Below are 25655 nucleotides of genomic sequence, written 5' to 3' on the forward strand. Positions count from 1 at the left end.
ATTCGAGAATCCGACCTACCCGTTAATTTAATACGGGCGGCTCGGAATGCGGCTCGGTTTGCCCGGCTTCTGTTTCTTCCTCTCCGCTTTCGGCAGGCTCGATTAAATCGGGCAATACCAGCTCGCCCAATTCGGTAAGCGGCGGCAGTTCTTCCAAACTTTCCAACTGCAAATCGCTTAAAAACACATTTGTTGTCGCCCATAAAGCAGGGCGGCCGATGGAATCGCGGTGGCCGATCACTTCAATCCAACCGCGGTCTTGCAGCGTCTGCATCACGTTTTGCGATACCGCCACGCCGCGTATGCCTTCGATATCGCCGCGCGTAACCGGCTGCTGGTAGGCGATAATCGCCAGCGTTTCCATCACCGCACGCGAATAGCGCGGCGCACGCTGCTCCTGCAAGCTGCCCAACCGCTCGAATGCGGCTTGGGCAATCTGAAAACGCCAGCCCTCATGGGTATGCACCAACTGCAAAGCGCGGTTTTGCCAGCGGGTTTTCAAGTTCGCCAGCACATCGATCAGCTTGTCGGGCGACAGCGGCGGCACACACAGCTCGCGCATGGTCTTTTCGCTGAGCGGTTCGGTTTGGGTAAGCAGCGCGGCTTCGATCAGCGCGTCGGGGGGGAGTTTGTCGGTCATGGTGCGGTGTATGGTAGTTTTCAGACGGCCTGATATAGCGTTAAAAGTATGGTTTAGTGTGGTTGGTTTAGGCTTATTTTTTACGATAGGTTTCATCTAAAGTTAAACCACGTTCCGTACGCCAATATTGCCAACCGTTACGATTGTTGCCCAGCACCAATGCTGCGGCCATACTCGGGCTGGCGCATAATTGTGCCGACTGCAAAACATAATAATCGGGATCTTTACTGTCTGCCAAAAAGTTACTTGCGAGCCATTGTTGGTAAACTTCTTTCCAGCCGGGAGGAAATGTTTCAGAAATCTTTCGATAAATCATCGTGCCTTCAAGCAACAAAATTTGCTTTGTTTCTACATTAAACAGACCCTTCCCGCGTAAGATTTTATCTCTACTTCGGCAGAATACCGTAACAGTCCTGTCTGTCCATGTATTAGGGATTGAATATTCGTTTATATTGTCTTTAGACGGTTTCTCTTGCACAGGCGAAATTTCAAGTTGGGCTGTTGCTTTAAGTAGTGCCTCTACTTCACTGCTATACTCTTGTTTTTCAGTAAAAAAATCCTGATTCAATACCGCCAGTAATGTGTCGATTTCATCAAAAATATTTTCGCAGTCTGAACGAATGGAATCATGTAAATGACGGTGGGTGTTACCGACCGTACCATTTTCTAACGAAAATCTGCCTGCGGCTTGAGCATGTTCGATAGCCGTTTTTTCCAAGCAATATAAATGATCGAGGGTTCGAAAATCATTGTTTAATATGACAATAAAAGCACGCTGCCAAAACTCTTTAGTTTTGTCATGTTGTTTAATACGGGTACTTAAATCCATCGTTTGACCGACATAAAGCTGATTACCTCCAACTAGAAAATAAATACCCATATCCCCCGCTTCTTTCATCTCGTAAAAAAGATGTAAGTCGGTACGAGGGATTTCAATCAGGCGAATATTACTGTTACTGGTGCGTTCAACTTTACGGATTCCGCACGGGTTTCCTGAAGGCAGAAAAATCCTAATGGTTTGGGAACGTGGTTTAGACATGATAGGCAGTTTAATATTTTCGTCAAATAAACAGATTATTTTTCAGACAGGCCGTCTGAAAGCTGAAATAAAATAATTAGTCTTTCTCCTGCAATACCTTAAACCCGCGTTTTTCAGCTTTACTTCTGTCTTTTGCATCAATCGTGTAAACATTGACGCTGCCGGTTACGCCGACGCATACGGCGGGAAACATCACGCCTGTCAATACGTGTTTGCCTGCGGCATATATGCGGATGCCTTGCAGTTCGTCTGCCATTTTTTCAGGGCTTATGCCTCTGACTGCGTAGCATTGTTGCGATCCGTCGTGTTTATAGACTTGGATATATCGGCTGTTTGCTCCGTCGGCATGGTTGGGGTGGGCGCAGGCGGTCAGCGATAAAATGCCGGTCAATAAGGCGGTGAGGGAAATGGTTTTCATAAGGCACTCCTTCGGTAAGTCGGATTGCGGTCGGGCTGTGTAGGGCGGGTATCCTTGCCCGCCGTCGGTTTCCATTTTAATGCAAGGCAAACATTGATCGGAAGCGGCGGGCAGGGATGCCCGCCCTACTGTTTCAATCTTTTTCAGACGGCCTTTGTCCTTTACGCTCCGCTTTTCTGGCTTCGCGGGCGGCTTTCAATTCGGCTTCTTTCTGTTTGGCTGTTTTGAGCCATGCTTCCCATTGGTTCGGCGTTTCGAGTGTGATTCTGCCTATGTGGCCGTCGCGGAAATCGGTAAGGATGTTTTCGGCGGCTTTTTGGTAGTTGATGCGTCCGCCGCTTAATACGGCTCCGCGTTTTTTGGCGATCCATTCGAGCCATTCGGTGTCGTTCCAATGGCTGCTGGGGTCTTTGTCGGCTTGGTAACGTGCCTGCAACAGGGGCAGGTAGTGGCGGCGCAGGTAGTCGAGCAGTTCGAGGGCGACTTCTTCTTCGTCGAGTGCGTTGCGGCCTACGGCTCCGCTGGCGGCGAGGTTGTAGCCGCTTTCTTCTACGATGATTTTCGGCCACAACATGCCGGGGGTGTCGTAGAGCCAGAAGTCGTCGGCGAGAAACAGGCGCTGTTCGGCTTTGGTGATGCCGGGTTCGTTGCCGGTTTTGGCGGATTTTTTGCCGATCATGCCGTTTATCAGGGTGGATTTGCCGACGTTGGGGATGCCGCAGATGAGTACGCGCAGGGGTTTGTCGATGCCGCCGCGGTTGGGCATCATGTTGCGGCAGGCGCGGGTGATTTTGGCGGTGGCACCTTGCTCGGAAGAGTCGAGGGCGATGGCTTGGGTGTCGGGCTTGTTGTTGTAGTAATCGAGCCAAACGGCGGTGCGCTCGGGGTCGGCAAGGTCTTGTTTGTTGAGGATTTTGAGTTTGGGTTTGCCTTTGGAAAGCTGTGCTAGCAGGGGGTTTTCGCTGGAGGCAGGCAGGCGGGCATCGAGCATTTCGATCACCATATCAATGCTTTTGATGCGCTCGGCGATGGCTTTTTTCGCCTTGTTCATGTGTCCGGGAAACCATTGGATTGCCATTGTCTGAGTCTTTCTGCGGTGGGTTTCAGACAGGCATAGGGAAGGGATGCCTGTCTGAAAAATAGGGGAGATGGTTGTGAAATCGGTATGTGGTGTTTTGCTTGTTTGTTTGCGGTTAATCGGTTTAAAAGTATGGGGCTGTGGAAATGGTTTCTACCGCTCCGGTTTATGCAGTTCAGGCAGCCTGTTTGGGGGCTGCCTGATTGTGGATGCGGATTATAGCATATTGTTTTATTGTGGTCTTTCAGACAGGCATTGCGGGTATGCCTGTCTGAAATATACCTGTCAGCGGTCAGCCAAATTCTGAGCCTGGCGGTGGCGGATTAAGACTTCGTATTGCTCTTTCAGGAGTTTGGAAAGTTGTTCCACTACATATACGGAGCGGTGCTGGCCGCCGGTGCAGCCTATGCCGATGGTAACGTAACTGCGGCTTTCTATCTGCATGCGCGGCAGCCAGCGCGTGAGGAATTGGTGGATGTCGCCGATCATTTCTTGGGCAAGCGGCTGCTTGCCGAGGTAATCTTGGATGGGCTTGTCCATGCCGGTAAAGGGTCTGAGCTCGGGGTCGTAATAAGGGTTGGGCAGGCTGCGCATGTCGAACAGAAAGTCGGCATTGTTGGGCACGCCGTATTTGAAACCGAATGATTCAAGGATAACCAACAGGCCTTCGCGTTCGATTTTCAGCCATTGTTGCACGGAATAGCGCAATTGTTGCGCATTCATTTTGGATGTGTCGATGCAGTAGGCCATTTCGCGCAAGGGGTAGAGGATTTCGCGTTCCTGGCGGATGCTTTCCAATACTGTGAATTTCTGCCGTGCCAAAGGGTGGCTTCTGCGGGTTTCGGAAAAGCGGCGGATAAGGATTTCATCCGATGCTTCGAGAAAGAGGATTTCCACCTGATGGCCTTCCTTGCGAAGCCGTGCGATTTGGCGTGAGGCTTCAGGGGTGTTTAGGTGGGAACGGATGTCTACGCTGATGCCGAGGTTTTCGGTGATGCCGCGTTTGAGGTGGTGGGCCATCAGTTGCGGCAGCATTTCCAAAGGCATGTTATCGACGCAGTTGTAGCCGACATCTTCCAGCACTTTGAGTGCAACGGATTTGCCGGAGCCGGACAAGCCGCTAATCAGAACTATCTTCATGATGGAGTGCATCTTCCTTCAGCATGGTTTGGTGCCGCTCCAAAAATTCTTTGGTGCTGTTTTTGCCGCGCAGGTTGAGGATATAGTTGCGCACGGCCGCTTCTACCAATACGGCCAGGTTGCGGCCGACCGCAACGGGCAGGGTAACGGAGCGGATGGTTACGTTCAAAATGGATTCGGTTTCCGTGCGGATGCTCAGGCGGTCGAGTTGTTTCATGTAGTCATCATCGGCGGCAACCAGGTTGATGATGAGCTTGAGGTTTTTATTCGGGCGGATGGATGTTTCGCCAAAGATGTGGCGGATATTGAGCACGCCCAAACCGCGCACTTCTAAAAAGTCGCGCAGCATCGGCGGGCAGCGGCCTTCCAGCGTTTCGGGGCCGGTGCGGTGCAGCTCGACCGCATCGTCGGCAATCAGGCTGTGGCCGCGGGAAATCAATTCAAGCGCCAACTCGCTTTTACCTAAACCGGAATGCCCCGTAATCAATACGCCGATTTCAAACACATCTAGAAATACGCCGTGTTTGATGGTGGATACGGCCAGCGCACGTTGCAGATAGATGCGCAAAACGTCCATCAGATAAGGGCTTTCCAGCTTGGTGGTGAGGAGGGGGACGTTATTGGTGTGGCAGTAATCGCGCAGCATGGCCGGCACGCTCAGGCCGTTGGCAACAATAAAGAGTGAAACGTTTAAATCGAAAATCTGCTGGAAGCCGGCAGGCGGAGGATTGGTTTCGCCGCTGCCGAGTTTTTCCAGATATTCGACTTCGGCCACGCCCAATACCTGAACCTGATTGGGATGGATAAAATTCAAGTGGCCGACAAGCGCCAATATAGGTTTGTCGGCATCTATGCTGATACGGTTGTCGGCACCGGCCGTGCCCGCCGACCAAACCAGTTGCAGCTTGTGTTGGTTGTCTTGATAGAGCCTGCGTACGGAGATGCTGGGCATATTGATTTATTCTGCGGTAAAGATGGCCAAAACTTCTTCGGGCGTTTGCGCCGACATTAAGGCTTCGCGTACGGATTTGGAGGAAAATTTTCCTGCCAGTTTGGACAATACTTCGAGATGTTCGCTGGTGGCGTTTTCAGGAACCAAGAGGGAAAATACCAGAGAAACGGGTTTGCCGTCTGCCGCATCGAAGGCTACCGGCTCTTTGCAGCGGATAAAGGCGCCGACTGCTTTTTCTACGGAGGCATGGCGGCCGTGGGGGATGGCCACGCCTTGACCTAAGCCGGTGCTGCCTAATTTTTCCCGTTGGAACAGGCATTCGAATACATGTGCGCCGGACAAGCCTGATTCTTTTTCGAGCAAAGCCCCGATTTCTTCAAAAAGACGCTTCTTGCTGCTGATTTCTACGTCTAATTCGATATGCTGCAGGGGCAGGATTTCGGCAATTAAGCTCATAAATTTCTCTTCGTTGAACAAAGCAAAACAGTGGCGATTGTACCGAGTGTTAATCGGAATCTCAATCTCTGAAAGTGTTTTTACACTCAATATTTGGCTAGGATTTGTAAAATTATTTTTTAAAACATTATGTTGACTTAGGTCGTTTGCCCGAAAATCAATCCGTTTGTCAGATGGGCCGGAAGAGGTGTTTTCAGACAGGCATTGCTGCTTTTGCACGGAAGGAAACGAATGTTTTGTAAAGCGAAAACACAAGATCAAACGATTTCTGAAAGGTTTTAACCAAACTGTCGAAAACTGGTGTCAATTTTGCTTTTCCGTTACAATCGGGGCTTAATCAAAGTTCTGTTTGTAAATTTTCAATTAAATCATTTGGTTGTGCTGCAATCTAAATGGCTTGGCGGATATTTGCATATTTGGGGCTGTTGATGCGGGCTTAAAAATCCGAATCGGGTTCGGCGGCAGGTTGCTTGCCGGGCAATTTTAAAAATAAATCTCAGGAAGCACAATGAACCTTAAAAGAACTGCTTTTCTTCCTTTTTTGCTTTTGCCGATGATGGCTCAGGCGGCTGATTTGAACGGAGCCGACTTGAGCCTGATGTGGGGTATTCCGTTTGCTCTGATTTTATTATCTATTGCGACAGGCCCGCTGCTCGCTCCTAATTTCTGGCACCATCATTTCGGCAAAGTAACGGCGCTGTGGACGGTTGCGTTTTTGGTGCCTTTTATCGCCATTTTCGGATTCAGTGCAGGTCTGCACACCGTGGTGCACGCTTTGGTGGGGGAATATATCCCTTTTATTTTGCTGCTGCTGGCGCTTTATACGATTTCCGGCGGGATTTTGGTGTGGGGCAACCTGCACGGCAGCCCGAAATTGAACACCACTATTTTGGCTATCGGCACGGTTTTGGCGTCGATTATGGGTACGACAGGCGCGGCCATGCTGCTTATCCGCCCGCTGTTGAAGGCCAACGATAACCGCAAGCACCGCGTGCATGTGGTGGTATTCTTTATTTTCCTGGTAGCCAATATCGGCGGCGGTTTGACACCTTTGGGTGATCCGCCTCTGTTCTTGGGCTTCTTGAAAGGTGTGGACTTTATGTGGACGGTAAAACACATGGCCATGCCGGTAATCATCAGCTCGGTTGTTTTGCTGGTTTTATTCTATTTCTTAGACAGCTATTTCTTCTCCAAGGAAGATGAAACCGCTATGGCCGACCCTTCGCCCGACAGCCCTTTGCAGATTTACGGCAAGTTTAATTTCCTGCTGCTCGGCGGTGTGGTGGCTGCGGTATTGATGTCGGGCATTTGGAAGCCGGGTGTGGAAATTGATGTGTATGGCACGCCTTATGCGCTGCAAAACTTGGTGCGCGACATTATTCTGCTGGTTTTGGCCGGAGTGTCTTTGAAAATGACGCCTAAGCAGGTTCGTGCCGGTAATGAGTTTAACTGGGATCCGATTTTGGAAGTGGGCAAACTCTTTTTGGGCATCTTTATCACTATTTCCCCTGTGATTGCGATTCTTCAAGCCGGTGAGGCGGGCGCTTTTGCCGGGCTGATTAAGATGGTGCACAACCAGGCGGGCGAGCCGATTAATACCATGTATTTCTGGATGACCGGTATTCTGTCTGCATTCTTGGATAATGCGCCGACTTATTTGGTGTTTTTCAATATGGCTGGCGGTGAAGCCCAGCCTTTGATGAGCGGCCCGCTTTTCCATACTTTGCTGGCTATTTCTATGGGTTCTGTGTTTATGGGTGCGTTGAGCTATATCGGTAATGCGCCGAACTTTATGGTAAAAGCGATTGCCGAGCAGCGTAAAGTGAAGATGCCGAGCTTCTTTGGCTATATGGTGTGGTCATTCGGTATTTTGGTACCGCTGTTTATCCTGCATACCTTTATTTTCTTCGTTTGGGAATTGTTTTAAGGTATCGGGCTTGATTTGAAGCAATGCCTGTCTGAAATCTTTTTCAGACAGGCATTTTGTTTGTGCTTATTCCGCAATGACGCATTTGCAACCGGCATCTGCCAGCTTTTCGGTGAACTGCGGGCTGAGCGTTTTGTCGGTGAAAACGGTGTCGAATTCCGTGATGTCGGCCATGCGCACCAGAGCGCTTTTGCCGAATTTGCTGTGGTCTGCGGCGAGGTAACGGATGCGTGCGTTTTCCATCATGGCCTGCATCACGCTCACTTCTTTGTAGTCCGAATCAAAAAGCGCACCGTCTTCTTCAATGGCCGAGGCGCTTAAAACGGCGTAATCCACCTTAAACTGTTTGATAAAGTCCATAGTCGCTACGCCGGTAACACCGCCGTCGAGCGGGCGTACAACGCCGGAAGTGATGAGCACGGAGTAGTCGCTGCGGCCGGATGCCGTTGCCGCAACGTGGATATTGTTGGTGATGATGCAGAGGTTTTTGCGTGTTTTAACCAGAGCATCGGTAACGGCTTCTATGGTGGTGCCTATGCTTAAAAACAGGGTGGCGCCGTCGGGAATGTGGGCGGCAAGGGTTTCGCTGATGCGCATTTTTTCGGCTTTCATCCTGTTTTTCTTGGAGAGAAAATCGGGATGCTCTTCTTCGCTGCCGACGGCTGCTCCGCCGTGATAACGCCGCAAAACTTTTTCTTCGCTCAGAATATTGATGTCGCGGCGGATGGTTTGCGGGGTAACTTCCAGCTTTTTCGCCAATTCTTCAATCGGCATAAAGCCGTGTTCTTTCACGAGGCGGATGATTTTTTCGTGTCGTTGGTGCTTCGCCATATGAGGCATTCCATTATAAGTTTGAGAAAACCAGCATTAAAAAAGGAGCGGCAAGATTGGCGATGAAGCCGAAGCTCACAGCCAAAGGAATCACGGCCATGCCGCCGGAGCTTTGGATAACCGGCAGGGTAAAGTCGAGGCTGGTCGCGCCGCCTATGCCAACGGCGGCGCCGGGGTGGCGGCGCATGATGACGGGGATAAACAAGAGCGCAAAAAATTCCCGGGTTAAATCGTTTAGCAGGGCAATGCTGCCCCAAATCGGGCCGTAGGCCTCTGTAATCACGATGCCTGAGAGCGAATACCAGCCGAAGCCCGAGGCAAGTGCCAAAGCCTGCGTGAAAGCGATTTCAGGGGCGAAAAGAAAGAATAGGGCGCCGCCGAGCAAAGAGGAAAACATCATTAAAACACTGATTTCTACACCGCGCTTGTTGATGAACACTTGGCGCAACGTGATGCTGCTGCCGCCGAGCTGGATACCGACCAGCAAAATCAGGAGCATCAGTGCATAGGTTCCGGTTGGTTCGGGCGGCAGCCAAATGTTTTCCATTATATTGCCGAAAAGCAGGCCGAGCAGCATGCAGATAATTTGTTTGATGCTGCCAGCAATGCTGATACGCGGTTTTTTTCCGCTTTCTTGGATGCGGTTTTGCCACGGATGTTTGCGGTCAAACCACATTAAAACAAGAAGGTTCATGCCCAGCGTGCATACGGCCAATACGGCGGCCATGCCGGCGATAAAATCAAGCCGGCTGCCGAGATTGCTCACTTGCGAGAGCGAAATGCCGATCAGTGCCAATATAATGTATACCAAGATATTCAACAGCTTATCTACAATCACCATATAAGGCTTGGGCACGCAGATAAAATAGCCGATAAAAAGCGGCGCTAAAATCATCGCCAGAGTAATCAGGTTTTGCATGGGCTTTTTACTTTGCGGAACGAAAAACAGGCAGCGGGACGCCACCTGTTGGATACATGATTTAACCGGGGTAATTCAACCGCTTATTGGTTTATTGGTCGACGAAAGCGCGTTCGATCAGATAGTCGCCGCGCTGCCCCATTTTGGGCGATACGGTCAGGCCGAACTCGTTTAAAACGGTGCTGGTGTCTTTCAGCATGGCGGGGCTGCCGCAAATCATGGCGCGGTCGTCTTGCGGGTTGATGGGCGGCAGGCCGATGTCTTCAAACATTTTGCCCGAACGCATCAGATCGGTAATATGGCCGCGGTGCGGATATTCTTCGCGGGAAACCACCGGATAGTAAATCAGTTTTTCTTTTACCATTTCGCCCAGATATTCGTGCTCCGGCAGTTCTTTGGTAAAGCGGTCGTAATAGGCCAAGTCGTTTTTGTAGCGCACGCCGTGAACCAAAATCACTTTTTCAAATTGTTCGTACACGTCGGGGTCTTTGGTTACGCTCAAAAACGGTGCGATGCCGGTACCGGTGGATAAGAGATAAAGGTGTTTGCCCGGATTTAAGTCGCCTAAAATCAGTGTGCCGGTGGGCTTTTTGCTGATTAACACTTCATCGCCCACTTTCAAATGCTGCAAACGGCTGGTCAAAGGGCCGTCTTGCACCTTGATGCTGAAAAATTCCAAATGCTCTTCCCAGTTGGCACTTGCCACGCTGTATGCGCGCATCAGCGGTTTGCCGTCTACCATCAGGCCGACCATCACAAACTGGCCGTTTTCAAAGCGCAGGCTTTCGTCGCGGGTGCAGGTGAAGGTGAAGTAGGCATCGGTCCAGTGGTGGACGGATAAAACGGTTTGGGTGTTGAATGCTGCCATTGTTTTCTATCCTGAGATGTAAAGAATGTCTTAATCGTTTGTAGGGATGCCTGTCTGAAAATTTGCCCAAAGGTTTTTCAGACAGGCATTGTATTCTGTTTATCCGCTATGAAACTGAAGGTCGTGCAAACCGGCATACCGCCCGTTGACGGCGGGAAGCGGTGCGGATTGCAATGTTGGCGGCGCCTTGCATCGTTTTTTATATTGCTATGCCGCCGGTGTTTCACTAAAACAGACGCATCGGGATTGGCGGGCATTTGTCAGCGGACGGGTTGGACAAATGGTCGGAAAAAACCATCCGCAAGGGTCAAATCAAGCGGAATTGTAAGGGAAAATCCGCCAAACAACAATGTTTCGGGCCGTCGGCGCGCTTTCAGACAGGCATGGGCGGGTTAGACTGTTTTCAGCCAATCCAAGCCTTTGAGCGAAGCCACTTGCGTGATGCTGCGGTTGGCCAAGTTAACCGCGGTCAGATGGCCGCCCCATAAGGCGCCGGTGTCCAGCGCAATCACATGTTTGGTGTCGATATAGCCCAGTGTAGACCAATGGCCGAACAAAATGGTGCGGTCGGTGTTGAGGCGGCCGGGTGCCTCAAACCAGGCGCGCAGGCCGTTGGGCATATCTGCCGGGCCGCCCTTGAAATCGTAGTCCAGTTCGTTATTGAAAGTGAGGGCGCGCATGCGGGTGAATACGTTGGTGATGAAGCGCAGCCGCTCGTAGCCGGACAGCTCGGCAGACCAGGCTTTCGGCGCGTTGCCGTACATATTGGCAAAATAATCCCGGGCATGGTTTCCGGCCAGCTCTTGCGCCACTTCGTCCGCCAGCTGTTGCGCGGTTGGGATGGTCCATTGGGGCAGCAGGCCGGCGTGTGTCAGAACGTAATGTTCGGATTGCCGCATCAAGGGCTGGGCGCGCAGCCAGTCGCGCATTGTTTGGCTGTCGGCGTGATTCAAAATTTCCGCTAGGGTGTCGCTGCGTTTGAGCTTGCCGTAGCCGTACATCAGTGCCAGCAAGTGCAGGTCGTGGTTGCCGAGTACCATCTGGACGCTGCTTTCGTGCCGCATGCAGAATTGCAGCACTTTGAGCGATTGGGGGCCGCGGTTGACAATGTCGCCCACCAGCCAGAGTGTGTCGGTGCCGTGGTTAAAGTTGATTTTTTGGAGCAGAAGCTGCAATTCTTGATAACAGCCTTGAATGTCGCCGATTGCGTAGTGTGCCATGGTATGAATAAGTGGGTCGGATGAATGTGATGCCTGTCTGAAAGACGGTTTCAGACAGGCGTTGATTATATAACGGATTGATTGTTTTCTGACAGGGCGGTATGTTTTCAGACAGGCATGGTGTGATGCAGGCTGTATTGTAAGCGCTATGCCGTTTGCGTTTCGGAGGCAGACGGTTCGGCGGCCATTTCCAACAGTTCGGCCGCATGGCTGCGGGTGGTGTCGGTGATGGTTTCGCCGCCGAGCATACGGGCGATTTCTTCAACGCGGTTTTTATAGTCCAACACATGGATTTCGCTTACGGTTTGTACGCCGTCACTGTGTTTGGCCACTTTCCAGTGGTTTTCTCCGCAGGCGGCAACTTGGGGCAGGTGGGTTACGGCCAGAACTTGGTGTTTGCTTCCGAGTTTGCGCAAGGCGCGGCCTACGGTTTCGGCCACGCCGCCGCCTATGCCGGTATCGACTTCGTCGAAAATCAAAGTGGGCAATTGGGTGTATTGGCTGGTAACGACTTGCAGCGCAAGGCTGATGCGGGCAAGTTCGCCACCGGATGCCACTTTGTTGAGCGGGCGCAGCGGGCTGCCTTTGTTGGTGGCGACTTGATATTGCACTTGCTCCAGGCCGTGGGCGGATGGTGCGCTTTCCAGCAATTCGATATGGAAGTCGGCGCCTTTCATTGCCAAATGCTGCATATGCTGCGTGGTTTCGTTGCCGAGCCTGGCGGCGGCTTCGGCGCGTGCGGCAGACAGTTTTTCCGCCAGCGTCATATAGGCTGCTTGGTTGGCGGCCACGTTTTGCTCAAGGCTTTCCAAATCGGCGGCGGCATTCAGGGCGGATAGGGCGGTTTCGATTTCCGCCTGTTTGGCGGGCATTTCTTCAGGCTCGACCCGGTATTTCCGCGCCATGCTCATCAATTCGCTCATGCGGGCTTCCTGTTCGGCCAATTCGTTGGGGTTGATTTCGACTTTGGACGCTACGCTGCGCATATTGGCGGAAATTTCGCTTAATTCTGCTTCCACGCTGGCGAGCATATCGAGGCTTTCGGCAAATAAAGGTTCGATATTGCTCAGTTGCTCCAATGTTTTGCGGCATTGGTAGAGGCGGCGCAGGATGCCGTTATCTCCGTCAACGGCGGTTTCGGTTTCTTCTGCGGCCTGTATCAGTTCGGCTGCGTGGGCGAGGCTGTCGTGGCTTTGGCTCAGGGTTTCCCATTCGCCGCTTTGCAGATTGAGTTTGGCCAATTCGCCGGCCTGCCATTCAAGCCTTTCGCGTTCGATGGCGATGTTTTCGGCTTGGGTTTGCGCTTCGTGCAGGGCTTTTTGGGCAGACTGCCATTGGTGATAGGCGGTTTTCACTTCTGCGGCCAAGCCGGTGCTGCCGGCGAATGCGTCGAGCAGGCTGCGTTGGGCAGATTCTTGGTTGAGGGAGTGGTGGGCGTTTTGGCCGTGGATGTCGATCAGGCGGCTGCCTATATGTTTGAGTTGGGCGAGTGTGGCGGCCTGGTTGTTGATGAAGCTGCGGCTTTTGCCTTTGGCGTCGATGATGCGGCGGATGGAAAGCTCGGCGGTGTCTTCGTCCGACAACCCTTGTTCGTGCAATTCGGCTTGCAGGGTTTCCAGCCCGGAAATGTCGAAGAGGGCGGAGAGGCGGGCTTCTTCGGTGCCGGTGCGGACTTGGCCGTAGTCTGCCTTGTCGCCGAGCAGCAGGCCGAGTGCGTCCAGCGTGATGGATTTGCCCGCGCCGGTTTCGCCGGTAAGCACGGTGAAGCCTGTTTGAAAGTTGAGGTTGAGCTGTTCGACGGTTACGAAGTTGCTGAGGGAAAGCGCCAAAAGCATGTTGTGTCCTTGCTTGAATAGAGTGCTAAGTTTTTTCTTATTATAACTAATTTTTTGTGTAGTTGAATAAGATTTTGTTGATTTTGTGTGGGTAAACGATGCCTGTCTGAAAACAGGGCGTTCAGACAGGCATCGTTGTCGGGTGTTAGATTAACTGTTCGCCCCAGTGCAGTTTCTGGCGCAGCGTGCGGTAATATTGGTAGTCGTTGGGGTGCAGCACGCGCAGGCTGTGTTTGTAGCGGCGGATGACAATTTTATCCATGCTTTGGATATCGACATAGGATTGGCCGTCGAAATGCACGCGGGCATCGCCGGCTTTGGTGATTAAAATATTGATTTCACAAGTATCTGCGATGGCAATCGGGCGGTTGGTCATGGATTGGGGGCAGATGGGCACAAGGGTAAACGCGCGAAGGCTGGCTTGGAGGATGGGGCCGCCGGCGGCGAGGGCATAGGCGGTGGAGCCGGTGGGTGAGGAGACAATCAGGCCGTCGCTGCGCTGGGTGTAAACAAATTCTTTGTTGATAAACACTTCAAATTCAATCATTTGCCCTGCACCGCCGCGGGAGAGAACCACGTCGTTCAGCGCCAGCGAGCGGTTGATGGTTTCGCCGTTGCGCACCACTGTGGCTTCGAGCAGGATGCGTTCTTCAGCATGGTATTTGCCGGTAAGCATGCTTTCGACTTCCTGAACCATGTTTTCGCGCGACACTTGCGTGAGAAAGCCCAAATGGCCTTGATTGACGCCCAACAGTGGGATTCTGTGGGCGGCCACTTTGCGGGCGGCGGAGAGGAATGTGCCGTCGCCGCCGAGCACGATAACCAAATCGCATTTTCTGCCCATTTCGTCTTTGCTGATCAGGCTGCATTTGGGCAGGTTGGCTTCGCAGAGCAGGTTTTCGCTGATGCTGTCTTCATCAAGATAGATATTCAGCTTTTTTGCGTATAGAAGCTCGACGAGGCGGTTGAGGCATTCTTCTATTTTGGGCGTGTTCGGGCGGGTTACGATGCCGATTTGCTTGAATTGGCTGCTCATGGGAATGTGTGTTGTTTGTGGGACGGTCAAATTATATAGCAATCCGCAACACTCGGGCTACACGGGGTTACAAGCGGTAGGGCGGGGCGGTTTGTTCAGACAGGCATTGTGGTCAGCCGCGTTTGTTTTGAAAGAAGCGCTGCAAAATGCCGCTGCATTCATCGGCCAAAATGCCGCCTTTGACTGCGGTGTGTTTGTTTAAAGCGGTGAGGTTGAAAAGGTTGGTTATGCTGCCTGCGGCACCGGTTTTCGGCTCGGCTGCGCCGTAAACCACGCGGCGGACGCGGGCTTGGATGAGGGCGCTGGCGCACATGCTGCACGGTTCGAGCGTGATGTAAACGTCGCAGCCGTCGAGGCGGTAGTTTTGCAGGGCGGCGCCGGCTTTTGCCAATGCGCGGATTTCGGCGTGTTGGCTGATGTTGCAGCTGCTGATGCAGGTATTGTGTGCGGCGGCTATCAGGTTTCCGTTGAGGGCGACTACGGCGCCGACGGGGATTTCGCCGAGCGCGGCGGATTGTTCGGCCTGTTGCAGCGCCAGCCGCATGAAATGCTCCATTTCGTTTTGCGGCGGGAATACGTCGACCGGCGGATGGTTGCGCACGGCTTCCAGCAGCTGGGTTTTTTCAGACAGGCATAATGCTTGCGGTGTGGTGTTGTGCAGCAGCGCGGCAAGCTGCCATAAAGTGCTGCGGGTTATGGTGAGGCCTGCGGCTTTCAGCAACAAAAAGGCTGATGGTGCGCCGGTTTGGCGCAAATCTTCCAGGGTGTGGATGCCGAGCGAGTTGAGGGTATGTAGGGTTTTGGGTGCTATCGGCGGGGTGGTGAGCTGCATGGTGATGCCTGTCTGAAAAGGTGTGGAGATGATATATAGTGGATCAACTTAAAAATAGTACGTTCGTCATACTCGGGCTTGATCCGAGTATCTCCTGAAGTTAGCGGAATTCAAGAGACTCGGGTCAAGCCCGAGTATGACGGTATCGTTATTAAACTTAAGTAAACTGACTATAGTAAAAATCCGATGGGGCGCCGAGTTGCCTGTTTCAGACAGGCATGGTGTAGGTTGCCGCTCTTGCTTGGAAATGCCGCTAGATATCCGGGTTTGGCAACAGTGTAATGGCGGATAACCCAAATTTAATCGGTTTGACTATCCTTACCGTCTGCCTCATTCGTCTCCTGAATAAAGGTATCGAGAGGATAAATGATCAATGCCTGTCTGAAAACGGCAACGCGGGTTTCTGCGAAGCGAATGGTTTTCAGACAGGCATTGTCAGATTCGGCTTAAACCGGCGTTACGACAATTTGCCGTGGCATTGCTTGTATTTCAAACCGCTGCCGCAGGGGCAGGGTTCGTTGCGGTGGACAATCACGCCGCGCGCTGCCAATGCTTCGGGGCTGTAATCGGTTGAGTCGTTGGGGTTGAACGCATCATTAACCAGATCGGATTTGGATTCGCTCAAAATGCTTTGCATTTCCGGCGCATCGGCATGGATTTGGCGCATGTCTGCCATTTCCGGCGCATGCAGCCCGGTTTCGGCTACGATGTCTTCATTTTGCTCGACTTGTACCGAAATCAGCAGGGTAGCGACGCTTTGTTTGATCGAACCCCACAAGCTTTGGAACATATGGAATGCTTCGCGCTTGTATTCCTGCTTGGGGTTTTTCTGGGCGTAGCCCCGCAAATGGATGCCTTGGCGCAGGTAATCCATGGCGGCAAGATGGTCGCGCCATTGGTTGTCGATCACTTGCAGCAACACGTTGCGCTCGAAGCCGTGCATATTCTGTTCGCCCACCATCTCGGCTTTTTCGGCGTATTCTTTTTCAATCTGCTTAATCAAGCGTTCTTTAACGTCTTCATTTTCCAGCGTATTATCCGCTTTCAGCCAGCCTGTGATGTCGGCATGTACGCGGAACTCGGTGGCAAGCTGGTTTTCCAGCGCGGGAATGTCCCACTGCTCTTCCATGCTGTTGGGCGGCATGTGCATGTCAACCAAGCCTTCGATAACTTCTTGGCGGATATCTTTAGCCATTTCGCCCAATTCGGAGCTGGTCAGGATTTCATTGCGCTGCTTGTAGATGACTTTGCGCTGTTCGTTGGCAACGTCGTCGTATTCGAGAATCTGCTTACGCATGTCGAAGTTGCGTCCTTCGACTTTGCGCTGCGCACCTTCGATTTGACGGGTAAGCAGGCCGTGCTCGATGGCAACGCCGCGCTCGGGCGCGAGACGGTTGAGGATGGCTGCGGCGCGGTCTAAGGCAAACAGGCGCAGCAGCGGGTCTTCAAACGAAAGGTAAAAACGGCTGGAACCCGGGTCGCCCTGACGGCCGGAGCGGCCGCGTAATTGGTTGTCGATGCGGCGGCTCTCGTGGCGTTCCGTGCCGATGATGTGCAGGCCGCCGGCATCCAATACCCGTTGGTTGTCGGCTTCCCAGCCTTCTTCAAGCGCGCGGATTTGTGCATCTTTTTCTTCTTCAGAAAGCGTTTCGTCGGTACGGATGGCGTTGCTCTGATGCTTGACGTTGCCGCCCAACACAATATCCGTACCGCGGCCGGCCATATTGGTGGCTACGGTAATCATGCCCGGTTTGCCCGCTTGGGCAACAATCAGGGCTTCGCGTTGGTGTTCTTTGGCATTCAATACGTTGTGCGGCAAGCCCACTTGGGTGAGCAGGTGCGAAACCAATTCGGAGTTCTCGATGGTAGTGGTGCCCACCAATACGGGCTGGCCTCTTTCGTGGCATGCTTGGATGTCTTTGATAACGGCTTCGTATTTTTCTTCTGCGCTGTGGAAAATCTGGTCGTTATAATCTTTGCGCTGGATGGGGCGGTTGGTCGGAATGATGACGGTTTCCAAGCCGTAGATGCTTTGGAATTCGTAGGCTTCGGTATCGGCCGTGCCGGTCATGCCCGAAAGCTTTTCGTATAGGCGGAAGTAGTTTTGGAACGTGATTGAGGCGAGTGTTTGGTTTTCGCGCTTGATTTCCACGCCTTCTTTGGCTTCAACGGCCTGATGCAGGCCGTCGGACCAGCGGCGGCCGTCCATCAGGCGGCCGGTGTGTTCGTCGACAATCACGATTTCGCCGTCTTTAATGACATAGTGCTGGTCAAGGTGAAACAGGCTGTGCGCGCGCAAAGCGGCCATCAGGTGGTGCATCAAGGCGATGCTGGAAGGCGAATAGAGTGAAGTGCCTTCTTTGAGTAAGCCCATTTCGCCGAGAATATGCTCGGCTTTTTCGTGGCCGCTTTCGCTTAACAGAACAGTATGGGCTTTTTCATCCACCCAGTAATCGCCCGCGCCTTCTTCCGTTTCCTGGCGGTCGAGCAGGGGCGGCACTTGGTTCATGATTTGGTAAAGCTGTACGTTGTCGTCGGCTTGGCCGGAGATAATCAGCGGCGTACGGGCTTCGTCGATCAAAATGGAATCCACTTCATCGACCACGGCGAAGTTCAGCTCGCGCTGCACTTTATCGTATTGGTCGACAACCATATTGTCGCGCAGGTAGTCGAAGCCGAATTCGTTGTTGGTGCCGTAAGTGATGTCGGCACCATAAGCGCTTTGGCGGTAAAACTGCTCCAGATTGCTGACAATCACGCCGACGGTAAGGCCTAAGAAGTTATACAGCGGCTCCATCGTTGCCGCATCACGGCTGGCAAGGTAATCGTTTACTGTAACCACATGCACGCCCTTGCCGGAGAGTGCATTGAGATATACAGGCAGCGTGCCCACCAGAGTTTTGCCTTCGCCGGTACGCATTTCGGCGATTTTGCCGTAGTGCAGAACCATGCCGCCGATAAGCTGTACGTCGAAATGGCGCATGCCCAAAATGCGGCGGCTGGCCTCGCGGCACACGGCAAACGCTTCTACAAGAATGTCGTCGAGCGTGGCGCCTTCAGACAGGCGTTTTTTGAATTCAGGGGTTTTGGCTTGAAGCTCGGCATCGGAAAGGGCTTGCATTTCCGGCTCGAGCGCATTGATTTTGGCAACGGTTTTGCGGTATTGTTTCAACAGGCGGTCGTTGCGGCTGCCAAATACTTTTTTTGCTAAGTTAGTGAGCATAATGGTTAATTCCTGAGCCTTTCTAAAAGAAGAAAGCCGTGTTAAAGGGCGGCTGCGTTGCGTTTGTTGGACTTTTGGCAAGGGCAGGCGCCGTGTGCGGCTTCTTCGGCAATAACGGAGTATTTTAACACACGCTATATCGTTAAAGTTACAATGCTTGGCGAAATGGCGTTAGATTTAGACAATTTCAAGTATTTTAACCAACATGGATCTCTACCAACTCGGCAAAGGCGATAAACGGCTGGCCGGCCTGCTTGCCCAAGCGCAGCAATGGCGGCGGCTCGACCGTGAAATCAAAAAGCTTCTGCCGCCCAATTTGCACGGATATGCCCAGGTGGCCTGCATTGATGCGGAAGGCTGCCTGATTATTCTGGCGGCGAACAATATGGCTTTGAGCCGTTTGCGGATGATTGCGCCGGGTTTGTTGGCAAAGATGCAGCAAGCAGACAGCCGAATTGCCGGCGTGCGCGTTAAGGCGGCGCCAAAGCCCGGGCGTGCGGCTAAAGAAAACAGGCTTAAATTGAGCCGGAACGCGCTGGATGCGCTTGACGATTCTGCCGAACGCTTGGCGCATCATCCCGAGTTGGCCGCGGCTTTGCGCAAGTTGACCGATAAACACCGGTAAGCGTGTTTGCTGCTGGAAAGTTTGATTTAACGCAAAGTAAAAAGCAGGTTAAATCTGCATACTCGTTTTTGATTAAACATTCATTTTTTATTCTACTAATAACTGAGTGAGGAAAGTTATATGAAAGCTTATTTAGCATTGATTTCTGCCGTTGCATTGGCTTTGAGCGCCTGTTCGCAAGAAGCTGCCAAGCCTGCCGAACAGGCTTCCGCACCGGCGGCTTCCGCTCCTGCCGCCGAAGGCGCTTCCGCAGCGGTTGCCGCGGAAAAAGTCGATCCGGCAAGCGTGCCTGCCGAGTGTAGTGTTGTGGTGGAAACCGGCGATCAGATGAAATACAGCACCAACGAGATTTCCGTGAAGAAATCATGCGAAACATTCAAAGTAACGCTGAAGCATACCGGCTCTATGCCGGTAACCAGTATGGGCCACAACATTGTGATTACCAAAGCGGATGATGCTTCTGCCGTGGCCAGCGAAGGTTCCGGTGCAGGGCCTGATTCGGGTTATTTGAAAGCCGACAATCCGGCTATTGTAGCCCACACCGATATGATCGGCGGCGGTCAGGAAGCCAGTGTGGCATTTAAAACCAGCCGGCTTGATCCTAACGCCGGTTATAAATTTTTCTGCACTTTCCCGGCGCATTTCTCTGTGATGCAGGGTGATGTGAAGCTGGTTGATTAAGCTTTAATCACAGTAGCAATGCCTGTCTGAAACTTTTTCAGATAGGCATTTTTTATGTTTTCCGTATGCAGCGCTTATTTAGCCGATGCGGCAGATGCGGCCGGCGTTTCGCCCGGGGTTAGGGCTTCGGTGAAGTTGGTACTGGAGCCGCCTTGGGTGAGTTTGGCGGAGGAGCCGTCTGTTTCCCAAGTGGTGCTGCCGTTGCTGTAAACCGCGCCTTGAGGCAGGGCATCGGTTTGTTTTAACACGGTTTCGGGCTGGCTGCCGACGGTCAGGCGGACAACGGGCATCTCGCCAGAGTTGTCGTATACTGCGGTGGCGGCGCCTTTGTCGGAGCGGTAGCTTACCGTGCGGTTGCCGTCGGCGGGAATCAGGTTGTCGTAGTCTTGCGGTGCTTCGCCTGAAGCGTAATCATCGGGCAGCATATCGGGCGGCGGTGCTTCGGAGGCATCTGCATAGGCACCGCTGGCACTCTCGATGTGTGCCTGCTCTTCGGAGGAGGAAAGCTCGTTATCGGGCTGGCCTGAGCCGCATGCGGATAAGGCGAATGCGAGTAGTAGAGGCGTTACAAAATGTTTGTATTTCATTACGGTCAATCTCCTTTGGGCGTTTGACTGTTTGAACGGTGTTAGGTTCAATCGCGTATGCTTTGGATAAACGGTAAAATTCGGCGATATAAGTTGGTGGTGGCTTATGGTTTTGAATTTAATCGGTATTCGGAATAATGTAAAAATGCCTGTCTGAAAGATGTTTCAGACAGGCATTGGTTTAGAGGTTGTCTTTTTGTGCCAGTATTTTTCGTGCGCCGCTTGAATCGGCTTCGGAAAGCACGCCGGCTTCTTCCAGCGCTTGAACCAGATTGGCGGCGCGGTTGTAGCCGATTCGCAGATGGCGTTGCAGCGAGGAAATCGAGGTTTTGCGCGATTCCAGCACAAACGCCACAGCCTGATCAAACAATTCGTCGCTGTTGGCATTGGGGTTGACCACATTGGTGGTTTCCAGCGCGGCCTCGCCGGTAAGCAGGCCTTCGATATAGTTGGCCGGTGCTTGGCGTTTGATATGCGACACCACTTCATGCACTTCGTGGTCGGACACAAACGCGCCCTGCAAACGGGTCGGTTCGGCGTTGCCCGGTTGGAGGACCAGCAAGTCGCCGTATTTGAGCAAATCTTCCGCGCCCATTTGGTCGAGAATGGTGCGGCTGTCGATTTTGCTTTGTACGGTAAAGGCCATGCGGGTTGGGATATTGGCTTTAATGAGGCCGGTAATCACGTCCACACTCGGGCGTTGGGTGGCGACAATCATGTGGATGCCGGCTGCGCGCGCTTTTTGCGCCAGGCGGGCGATTTGCTGCTCAACGGCTTTGCGTTCGGTCATCATCAAATCGGCCAATTCGTCAATCACCACCACAATCAGCGGCAGTTTTTCCAGCGGCTCGGGATCGTCGGGGTTGAGGCTGAAGGGGTTGGGAATCGGTTTGCCTGCCGCTTTGGCTTCTTCGATTTTCTTATTGAAACCTTCTAAATTGCGCACGCCCGCATGGGAAAGCAGACGGTAGCGTTTTTCCATTTCGGTAACGCACCAGTTGAGCGCCTGACCGGCTTCGCGCATGTCGGTTACCACGGGGCAGAGCAGGTGCGGAATACCGTCGTACACGCTCAATTCGAGCATTTTCGGGTCGATCATGATGAAGCGTACTTCGTCGGGTGTGGCCTTGAACAGCATGGACATAATCATGGCGTTCACACCCACCGACTTGCCCGAACCGGTCATGCCGCCGACCAGCAGGTGCGGCATTTTGGCCAAGTCGCCCACTACCGGCACGCCGGCAATGTCTTTACCCAAAGCAACGGTAAGCTTGGATTTGGCATCGTTAAATACGGAAGAAGAAAAGATTTCCTGCAGCAACACTTCTTGGCGGCGCTCGTTGGGAATTTCGATGCCCATAGTGTTTTTGCCGGGGATGGTTTCCACCACGCGCACCGACTGCATGGAAAGCGAACGCGCCAAGTCTTTGGAAAGGTTCACAATCTGGCTGCCTTTCACACCTTGCGCCGGCTCGATTTCAAAACGGGTAATCACGGGGCCGGCGGTAGCGCTGACCACCTGCACTTCAATACCGAATTCCAATAGTTTGGCTTCGATGCGTTCGGCGGTTTGCTGTAACACTTCGGGATTCGGCGGAGGCACATCGTTTTTCGGGGTGCTGAGCAAATGCAGGCTGGGTTTGGCATATTCGCCGGGCGGCAGCGGCTCGGCGGCTTTGCCTTTATCGTCGAAGAGCGTGGTTTGTATGGGAACCGGCGGTGCTACGGAAACGGGCACGGCTTTGCGGTTGCTGCTGCTGTTTTCCAACATAGGCGCAGGTTCTGCGGTAATTTGTTTGGCTTCGCGCACCATGCGGCGGGTGGTTTTTGAGTCGGGCATTTCGGCGATATAGCCGCTTTTCCTACGCTGGAATTTCGTCCATGCCCATTCCATTTTCTGGCCGGTTTTTTCCATCATGTCTAACCAGGAAACCTGAATCAGTAAAGACAGCGCCAACAGCAGAATCACCAGCATAATCAACAGGCTGCCGGTGTTGCCGAGCAGCCAGCTCATGCCTGATGCGATATACGAACCGAACAGCCCGCCCGCGCCCACGGGCAATTCGCCTGCCAACTCGTCCTTTAAAATAAACACTTCCAAAACAGGGCTGCACAGCAGCAACACTATCAGGGCGGCCAGCGCAATGCCGGTGTTGTAAGGTTTTTGCTCGGGCTTTTGCAGCGGGCGGAAATTTTTTATCAGAAAAACCAGTCCGGCAATCAGAAACCACCAAAATGAAAGGCCGAACAGATAATAGCTGATGTCGGAAAAATAAGCGCCGAAAAGCCCGCCCATGTTGCGCACGTCATCTGCGGCCGGCACGCTGCGCGACCAGGCCGGGTCGGTCATGGAAAAGCTCAAAAGCGATACGGCAATATAAATCACGGCCACCAAACCGAGCAGCCAAAGTGTGTCGCCCACAAGGTTGGCAATGTGTTCGTTGCGTTTGTTTTTTTCTTGATTGCTCACAACGCCTTTGGGCCGTTTGGGCGGCTTGATGTCGACTTTGGTTTTCGGCAAGGGTTTTTCGGCTTGCGGTTTGGGCGTGACAAGTGATTTGCGTGTTGTTCTGCCGTGGGGTGATTTGGGTTTTTGAGGTGATGTGTTTGCCATAAGGTTAAGCTGATGCCTGTCTGAATGATGTGAAGCGGAACATTCTGTTTGTTTGAATAGCGTTATGCGGGGACGAATAGTGCGGATTATACAGTATCCGTTGGAAAGTAAGAAAGCCGATGCCTGTCTGAAAACAGGGTTTCAGACAGGCATCAAAGAGACCGGCGCCCCGTCAAGCATAGTATCCGGCACCCAAAATACAGGGCTTGCGGGCGCCTGTGGCGTGGTGCGGATTGCTGGGTATGCGGTTAATCCAACAGGCGGCAAGCCAGCCGAATGCGGCCGCTTCCAACCATTGCGGATCAAGGTTTAATTCGGCAGTGCTGTGTAGTGTGATGTTGTGCGGCTGTAAACGGGTTTGAAGCGTATCAACCAGCAAGCTGTTGCGTATGCCGCCTCCGCCGATATACACCTGCCGTGCGTCGGGAGCGGATTGCGCAATGGCTTTTGCGGCGCTGCGGGCCGTATATTCAAGCAGGGTGCGCAAAACGTCGTGGGGATTTTCCCGGCCGCTTAAGAATGTGCGCAACCAATTTAATGAAAACAGCTCGCGTCCCGTGCTTTTGGGCGGCGGGAGCCGGAAATAAGGATGGGCGAGCAGCTCGGCCAGCAGATCGGGCAAGATGGTACCTTGCGCTGCTTTTTCACCGTTTGCGTCGTATGCCTGTTGCCAAATTGAGTTAACCCACGCATCCATCAACATATTGCCGGGGCCGGTATCGAAACCAAATGCGTGTGAATCGGCCGGTAACACGCTGATGTTGGCAATGCCGCCCAGATTAAGCACGACACGGGTTTCCTTGTCGGACTTGAACACCGCTTCGTGAAACGCAGGCACTAAGGGCGCTCCCTGGCCGCCTGCCGCTAAATCGCGGCTGCGGAAATCGCCCACGGTGAAAATGCCGGTTTGTTCTGCAAGCTGTGAAAGGTTGACCAGCTGTATGCTGTATGAGGATTCGGGTGCATGGCGTATGGTCTGGCCGTGGCAGCCGATGGCGGTAATTTCCTGCGGGCCTATGCCGGTTTTCTCAAGAAGGGTATGAACCGTTTCGGCATAGAGCGAACTGAGCTCTTGGGCGAGTGTCATGCTTTTATGCAGCTCGTTTTCGCCGATGTCTTGCAAGTCGAGCAAAGACTGTTTTAATTGGTTGGAATAGGGTATGAACGCATGAGCTTCGGCCGCCTGCCATTGCGTGCCGTTCATGCGGATGAACACTGCGTCGGCACCATCCATGCTGGTGCCGGACATAATGCCGATGTAAAGTTGTTGGGAGTTGTTCATACTGCCTCGGTTTCTCTTAAGCAATGCCTGTCTGAAACCTTTTTTCAGACAGGCATTGTGCTGCTGATTTTAAACGGTATTGTGGAATGATCCGATTGAATAATCGGGTATCGGGAATTGCCCCGGCTTTATATACTGCAATACCCTTCATAATAAAAAGCGGTTTAACAGGTTGATTTGCCATCGTATATTCCGACATATAAATTTAAGCAAAAAGGCGTACCCGACTGGGTACGCTTTTTATTAAAAACAGCTAAATTATTTTTTCGCGCTGGCTTGTGCAGGAGAAGCAGATGATGCGGCAGCTGCCGGAGCCGCTCCTGAAGCAGCAGCATCAGAAGCTGCCGAAGCAGGCACTGCAGGCGCTTCGAATTTACCACCTGATTGGTTTGTCATGTATGCGATGGCGCGTTTCAATTCATCATCAGTCAAATCGCTTGCGCCGCCTTTGGCAGGCATATTGTTAAAACCGTTTAAAGCGTGGCTGAACAAAGTATCGAAACCTTTGGCAATACGCGGAGCCCAGTCGGCATTATTGGTAATGCGCGGTGCGCCGGCTACAGTGCTGTCGGTAGCGTGGCATTGGACACATACTTTTTGGAAAATTCTGTCGCCTTGGCGCAAGCCGACGGGCACGCCGTCACCCATAGTTACATTGCCGATGGGCATAATGCGAGTCTCAACGGCATCGGCAGTCATTTCATCAACATTGCTGAAATAGCCGCTGGTTGCCAAGCGCACTAAGAAAAACAAAGTTGCCAGAAGAATAACAATGCCGCTGACCAAGGTAAACGCAGTAGATCCGCGAACATTTTGTTTGGTTGTATGGTTCATGTGTTTTGGCCTCGCCGATAGATATCGTTTGGGACTGAATTTTATTGATTTGTTAAATTGCATTAACAATAATTTGCTGGATTATACTGAATTCGGGCGTGTTTTCCAATCATTTAAGTTTGGCTTATCTCAAAAAAAGGCTAAAAACTGATTTTATCACGATCAAACGCATAATTGTGACGGCGTATAAGCCGGAGCCGCACTGTGTAAAAAACACGAAACAACACAATAAAATTTTGCCAAAGCGCCATTTTTCGGGTATCTTATCGCTCGCCTGTACCCGTAGCTCAGTTGGAAGAGCGTCAGTTTCCGAAGCTGAAGGTCGCTGGTTCGATCCCAGTCGGGTGCGCCAAATATTCTGAAAGTTTTTAAAGCAGTCCAAGTTAATGTGAAATGCGGCTGCTTTTTAGATTCCTAAAATTTAAACCGTGTTTGGTTGCGGTTAATGTGTTTAACCGTTATCCCTAATCCTTATCCTTACCTCAAGCCTGCCGGTTTATTTTGAAATAGGCTGTAATTTCGCTTGATTTCACCGATAATTTGCGCTACCTTACGCAAACTTTATTCTTTTTTAACTTTTAATAAACCTCAAGCAGCTATCTCAATTGATTGGAGCGC

Annotated in this window: 22 protein-coding genes, 1 tRNA gene and 1 pseudogene; 4 read left to right on the forward strand and 20 right to left on the reverse strand. The window is 52.2% G+C overall.

From position 1 onward, the window contains the following. Positions 1–22 precede the first annotated feature (22 nt). The 7 genes from scpB to ptsN all read right to left on the reverse strand — a co-directional run bounded on the left by scpB (position 23) and on the right by ptsN (position 5723). The gene (scpB, locus tag EL143_RS06770) at positions 23–640 is read right to left on the reverse strand and encodes an SMC-Scp complex subunit ScpB (protein ID WP_085416452.1); all 618 of its coding nucleotides are present in this window, start codon (positions 638–640) and stop codon (positions 23–25) included. Positions 641–713: 73 nt separating this feature from the next. Then, positions 714–1679, reverse strand: coding sequence for a GIY-YIG nuclease family protein (locus EL143_RS06775; protein ID WP_085416453.1), 966 nt, complete (start codon positions 1677–1679; stop codon positions 714–716). A 76-nt stretch (positions 1680–1755) separates the two neighbouring features. Then, positions 1756–2097: a hypothetical protein gene (locus tag EL143_RS06780; protein WP_169709819.1), complete on the reverse strand. Its 342-nt coding sequence runs from the start codon at positions 2095–2097 to the stop codon at positions 1756–1758. A 133-nt stretch (positions 2098–2230) separates the two neighbouring features. Then, on the reverse strand, positions 2231–3175 hold the full coding sequence (gene ylqF, locus EL143_RS06785) for a ribosome biogenesis GTPase YlqF (protein WP_085416454.1): 945 nt from the start codon (positions 3173–3175) through the stop codon (positions 2231–2233). A gap of 285 nt (positions 3176–3460) precedes the next feature. Continuing rightward, entirely contained in the window at positions 3461–4315 is an 855-nt protein-coding gene (gene rapZ / locus EL143_RS06790; RefSeq protein WP_085416455.1) for an RNase adapter RapZ, read from the reverse strand. Continuing rightward, positions 4296–5267, reverse strand: coding sequence for an HPr(Ser) kinase/phosphatase (gene hprK / locus EL143_RS06795; protein WP_085416456.1), 972 nt, complete (start codon positions 5265–5267; stop codon positions 4296–4298). The genes rapZ and hprK overlap by 20 nt, the downstream gene beginning before the upstream one ends. Before the next feature lie 6 nt (positions 5268–5273). Further along, on the reverse strand, positions 5274–5723 hold the full coding sequence (gene ptsN, locus EL143_RS06800) for a PTS IIA-like nitrogen regulatory protein PtsN (RefSeq protein WP_085416457.1): 450 nt from the start codon (positions 5721–5723) through the stop codon (positions 5274–5276). Between the two features lie 508 nt (positions 5724–6231). Between ptsN and EL143_RS06805 the strand changes: the two genes are divergently transcribed. Beyond that, the gene (locus EL143_RS06805; RefSeq protein ID WP_085416458.1) at positions 6232–7650 is read left to right on the forward strand and encodes a sodium:proton antiporter; all 1419 of its coding nucleotides are present in this window, start codon (positions 6232–6234) and stop codon (positions 7648–7650) included. A 66-nt stretch (positions 7651–7716) separates the two neighbouring features. On the opposite strand, the gene EL143_RS06810 is transcribed toward EL143_RS06805, so the two are convergent. The 8 genes from EL143_RS06810 to secA form a co-directional block, all read right to left on the reverse strand. Then, complete coding sequence (locus tag EL143_RS06810) at positions 7717–8481, reverse strand: DeoR/GlpR family DNA-binding transcription regulator (RefSeq protein ID WP_085416459.1); 765 nt, start codon at positions 8479–8481, stop codon at positions 7717–7719. A gap of 13 nt (positions 8482–8494) precedes the next feature. Continuing rightward, complete coding sequence (locus EL143_RS06815) at positions 8495–9400, reverse strand: lysine exporter LysO family protein (RefSeq protein ID WP_085416460.1); 906 nt, start codon at positions 9398–9400, stop codon at positions 8495–8497. A gap of 91 nt (positions 9401–9491) precedes the next feature. Next, positions 9492–10268 carry a ferredoxin--NADP reductase gene (locus tag EL143_RS06820; protein ID WP_009116377.1) on the reverse strand — a complete coding sequence of 259 codons (777 nt, stop codon included), beginning with the start codon at positions 10266–10268 and terminating at the stop codon, positions 9492–9494. A 392-nt stretch (positions 10269–10660) separates the two neighbouring features. Then, positions 10661–11488, reverse strand: coding sequence for a symmetrical bis(5'-nucleosyl)-tetraphosphatase (locus EL143_RS06825; RefSeq protein ID WP_085416461.1), 828 nt, complete (start codon positions 11486–11488; stop codon positions 10661–10663). A gap of 146 nt (positions 11489–11634) precedes the next feature. Next, a complete protein-coding gene (recN, locus tag EL143_RS06830) occupies positions 11635–13323 on the reverse strand; it encodes a DNA repair protein RecN (protein WP_085416462.1) in 1689 nt (562 codons plus the stop codon). Positions 13324–13468: 145 nt separating this feature from the next. Continuing rightward, positions 13469–14359 carry an NAD(+) kinase gene (locus tag EL143_RS06835; protein WP_085416463.1) on the reverse strand — a complete coding sequence of 297 codons (891 nt, stop codon included), beginning with the start codon at positions 14357–14359 and terminating at the stop codon, positions 13469–13471. Between the two features lie 112 nt (positions 14360–14471). Further along, positions 14472–15191, reverse strand: coding sequence for a tRNA adenosine(34) deaminase TadA (gene tadA, locus EL143_RS06840; protein WP_085416464.1), 720 nt, complete (start codon positions 15189–15191; stop codon positions 14472–14474). A gap of 457 nt (positions 15192–15648) precedes the next feature. Beyond that, the gene (secA, locus tag EL143_RS06845) at positions 15649–18414 is read right to left on the reverse strand and encodes a preprotein translocase subunit SecA (protein WP_085416465.1); all 2766 of its coding nucleotides are present in this window, start codon (positions 18412–18414) and stop codon (positions 15649–15651) included. A gap of 205 nt (positions 18415–18619) precedes the next feature. Here secA and EL143_RS06850 point away from each other — a divergent pair, with 205 nt between their 5' ends. Then, positions 18620–19039 (forward strand): DciA family protein, encoded by a 420-nt coding sequence (locus EL143_RS06850; RefSeq protein ID WP_085416466.1) that lies wholly within the window; start codon positions 18620–18622, stop codon positions 19037–19039. A gap of 120 nt (positions 19040–19159) precedes the next feature. Then, positions 19160–19720: an azurin gene (gene azu, locus EL143_RS06855; protein WP_085416467.1), complete on the forward strand. Its 561-nt coding sequence runs from the start codon at positions 19160–19162 to the stop codon at positions 19718–19720. A 74-nt stretch (positions 19721–19794) separates the two neighbouring features. Here the strand turns inward: azu and EL143_RS06860 are convergent, their stop codons facing one another. The 5 genes and pseudogenes from EL143_RS06860 to EL143_RS06875 all read right to left on the reverse strand — a co-directional run. Continuing rightward, complete coding sequence (locus EL143_RS06860; RefSeq protein ID WP_085416468.1) at positions 19795–20307, reverse strand: hypothetical protein; 513 nt, start codon at positions 20305–20307, stop codon at positions 19795–19797. 181 nt (positions 20308–20488) lie between these two features. Continuing rightward, positions 20489–22921 carry a DNA translocase FtsK gene (locus EL143_RS06865; protein ID WP_085416469.1) on the reverse strand — a complete coding sequence of 811 codons (2433 nt, stop codon included), beginning with the start codon at positions 22919–22921 and terminating at the stop codon, positions 20489–20491. A gap of 172 nt (positions 22922–23093) precedes the next feature. Next, positions 23094–24203: an anhydro-N-acetylmuramic acid kinase gene (locus EL143_RS06870; RefSeq protein WP_085416470.1), complete on the reverse strand. Its 1110-nt coding sequence runs from the start codon at positions 24201–24203 to the stop codon at positions 23094–23096. A gap of 16 nt (positions 24204–24219) precedes the next feature. Next, positions 24220–24387, reverse strand: a complete 168-nt coding sequence (locus tag EL143_RS12370; RefSeq protein WP_158087831.1) for a hypothetical protein — start codon at positions 24385–24387, stop codon at positions 24220–24222. An 80-nt stretch (positions 24388–24467) separates the two neighbouring features. Then, positions 24468–25037 (reverse strand): annotated as a pseudogene (locus tag EL143_RS06875) (c-type cytochrome); the annotation flags it as partial. A 276-nt stretch (positions 25038–25313) separates the two neighbouring features. Between EL143_RS06875 and EL143_RS06880 the strand changes: the two are divergent. Next, positions 25314–25389: transfer RNA gene (locus EL143_RS06880), tRNA-Arg, on the forward strand. The last annotated feature ends 266 nt before the right edge of the window (positions 25390–25655 follow it).

The organism is Neisseria canis (assembly GCF_900636765.1).
Lineage (GTDB): Bacteria > Pseudomonadota > Gammaproteobacteria > Burkholderiales > Neisseriaceae > Neisseria > Neisseria canis.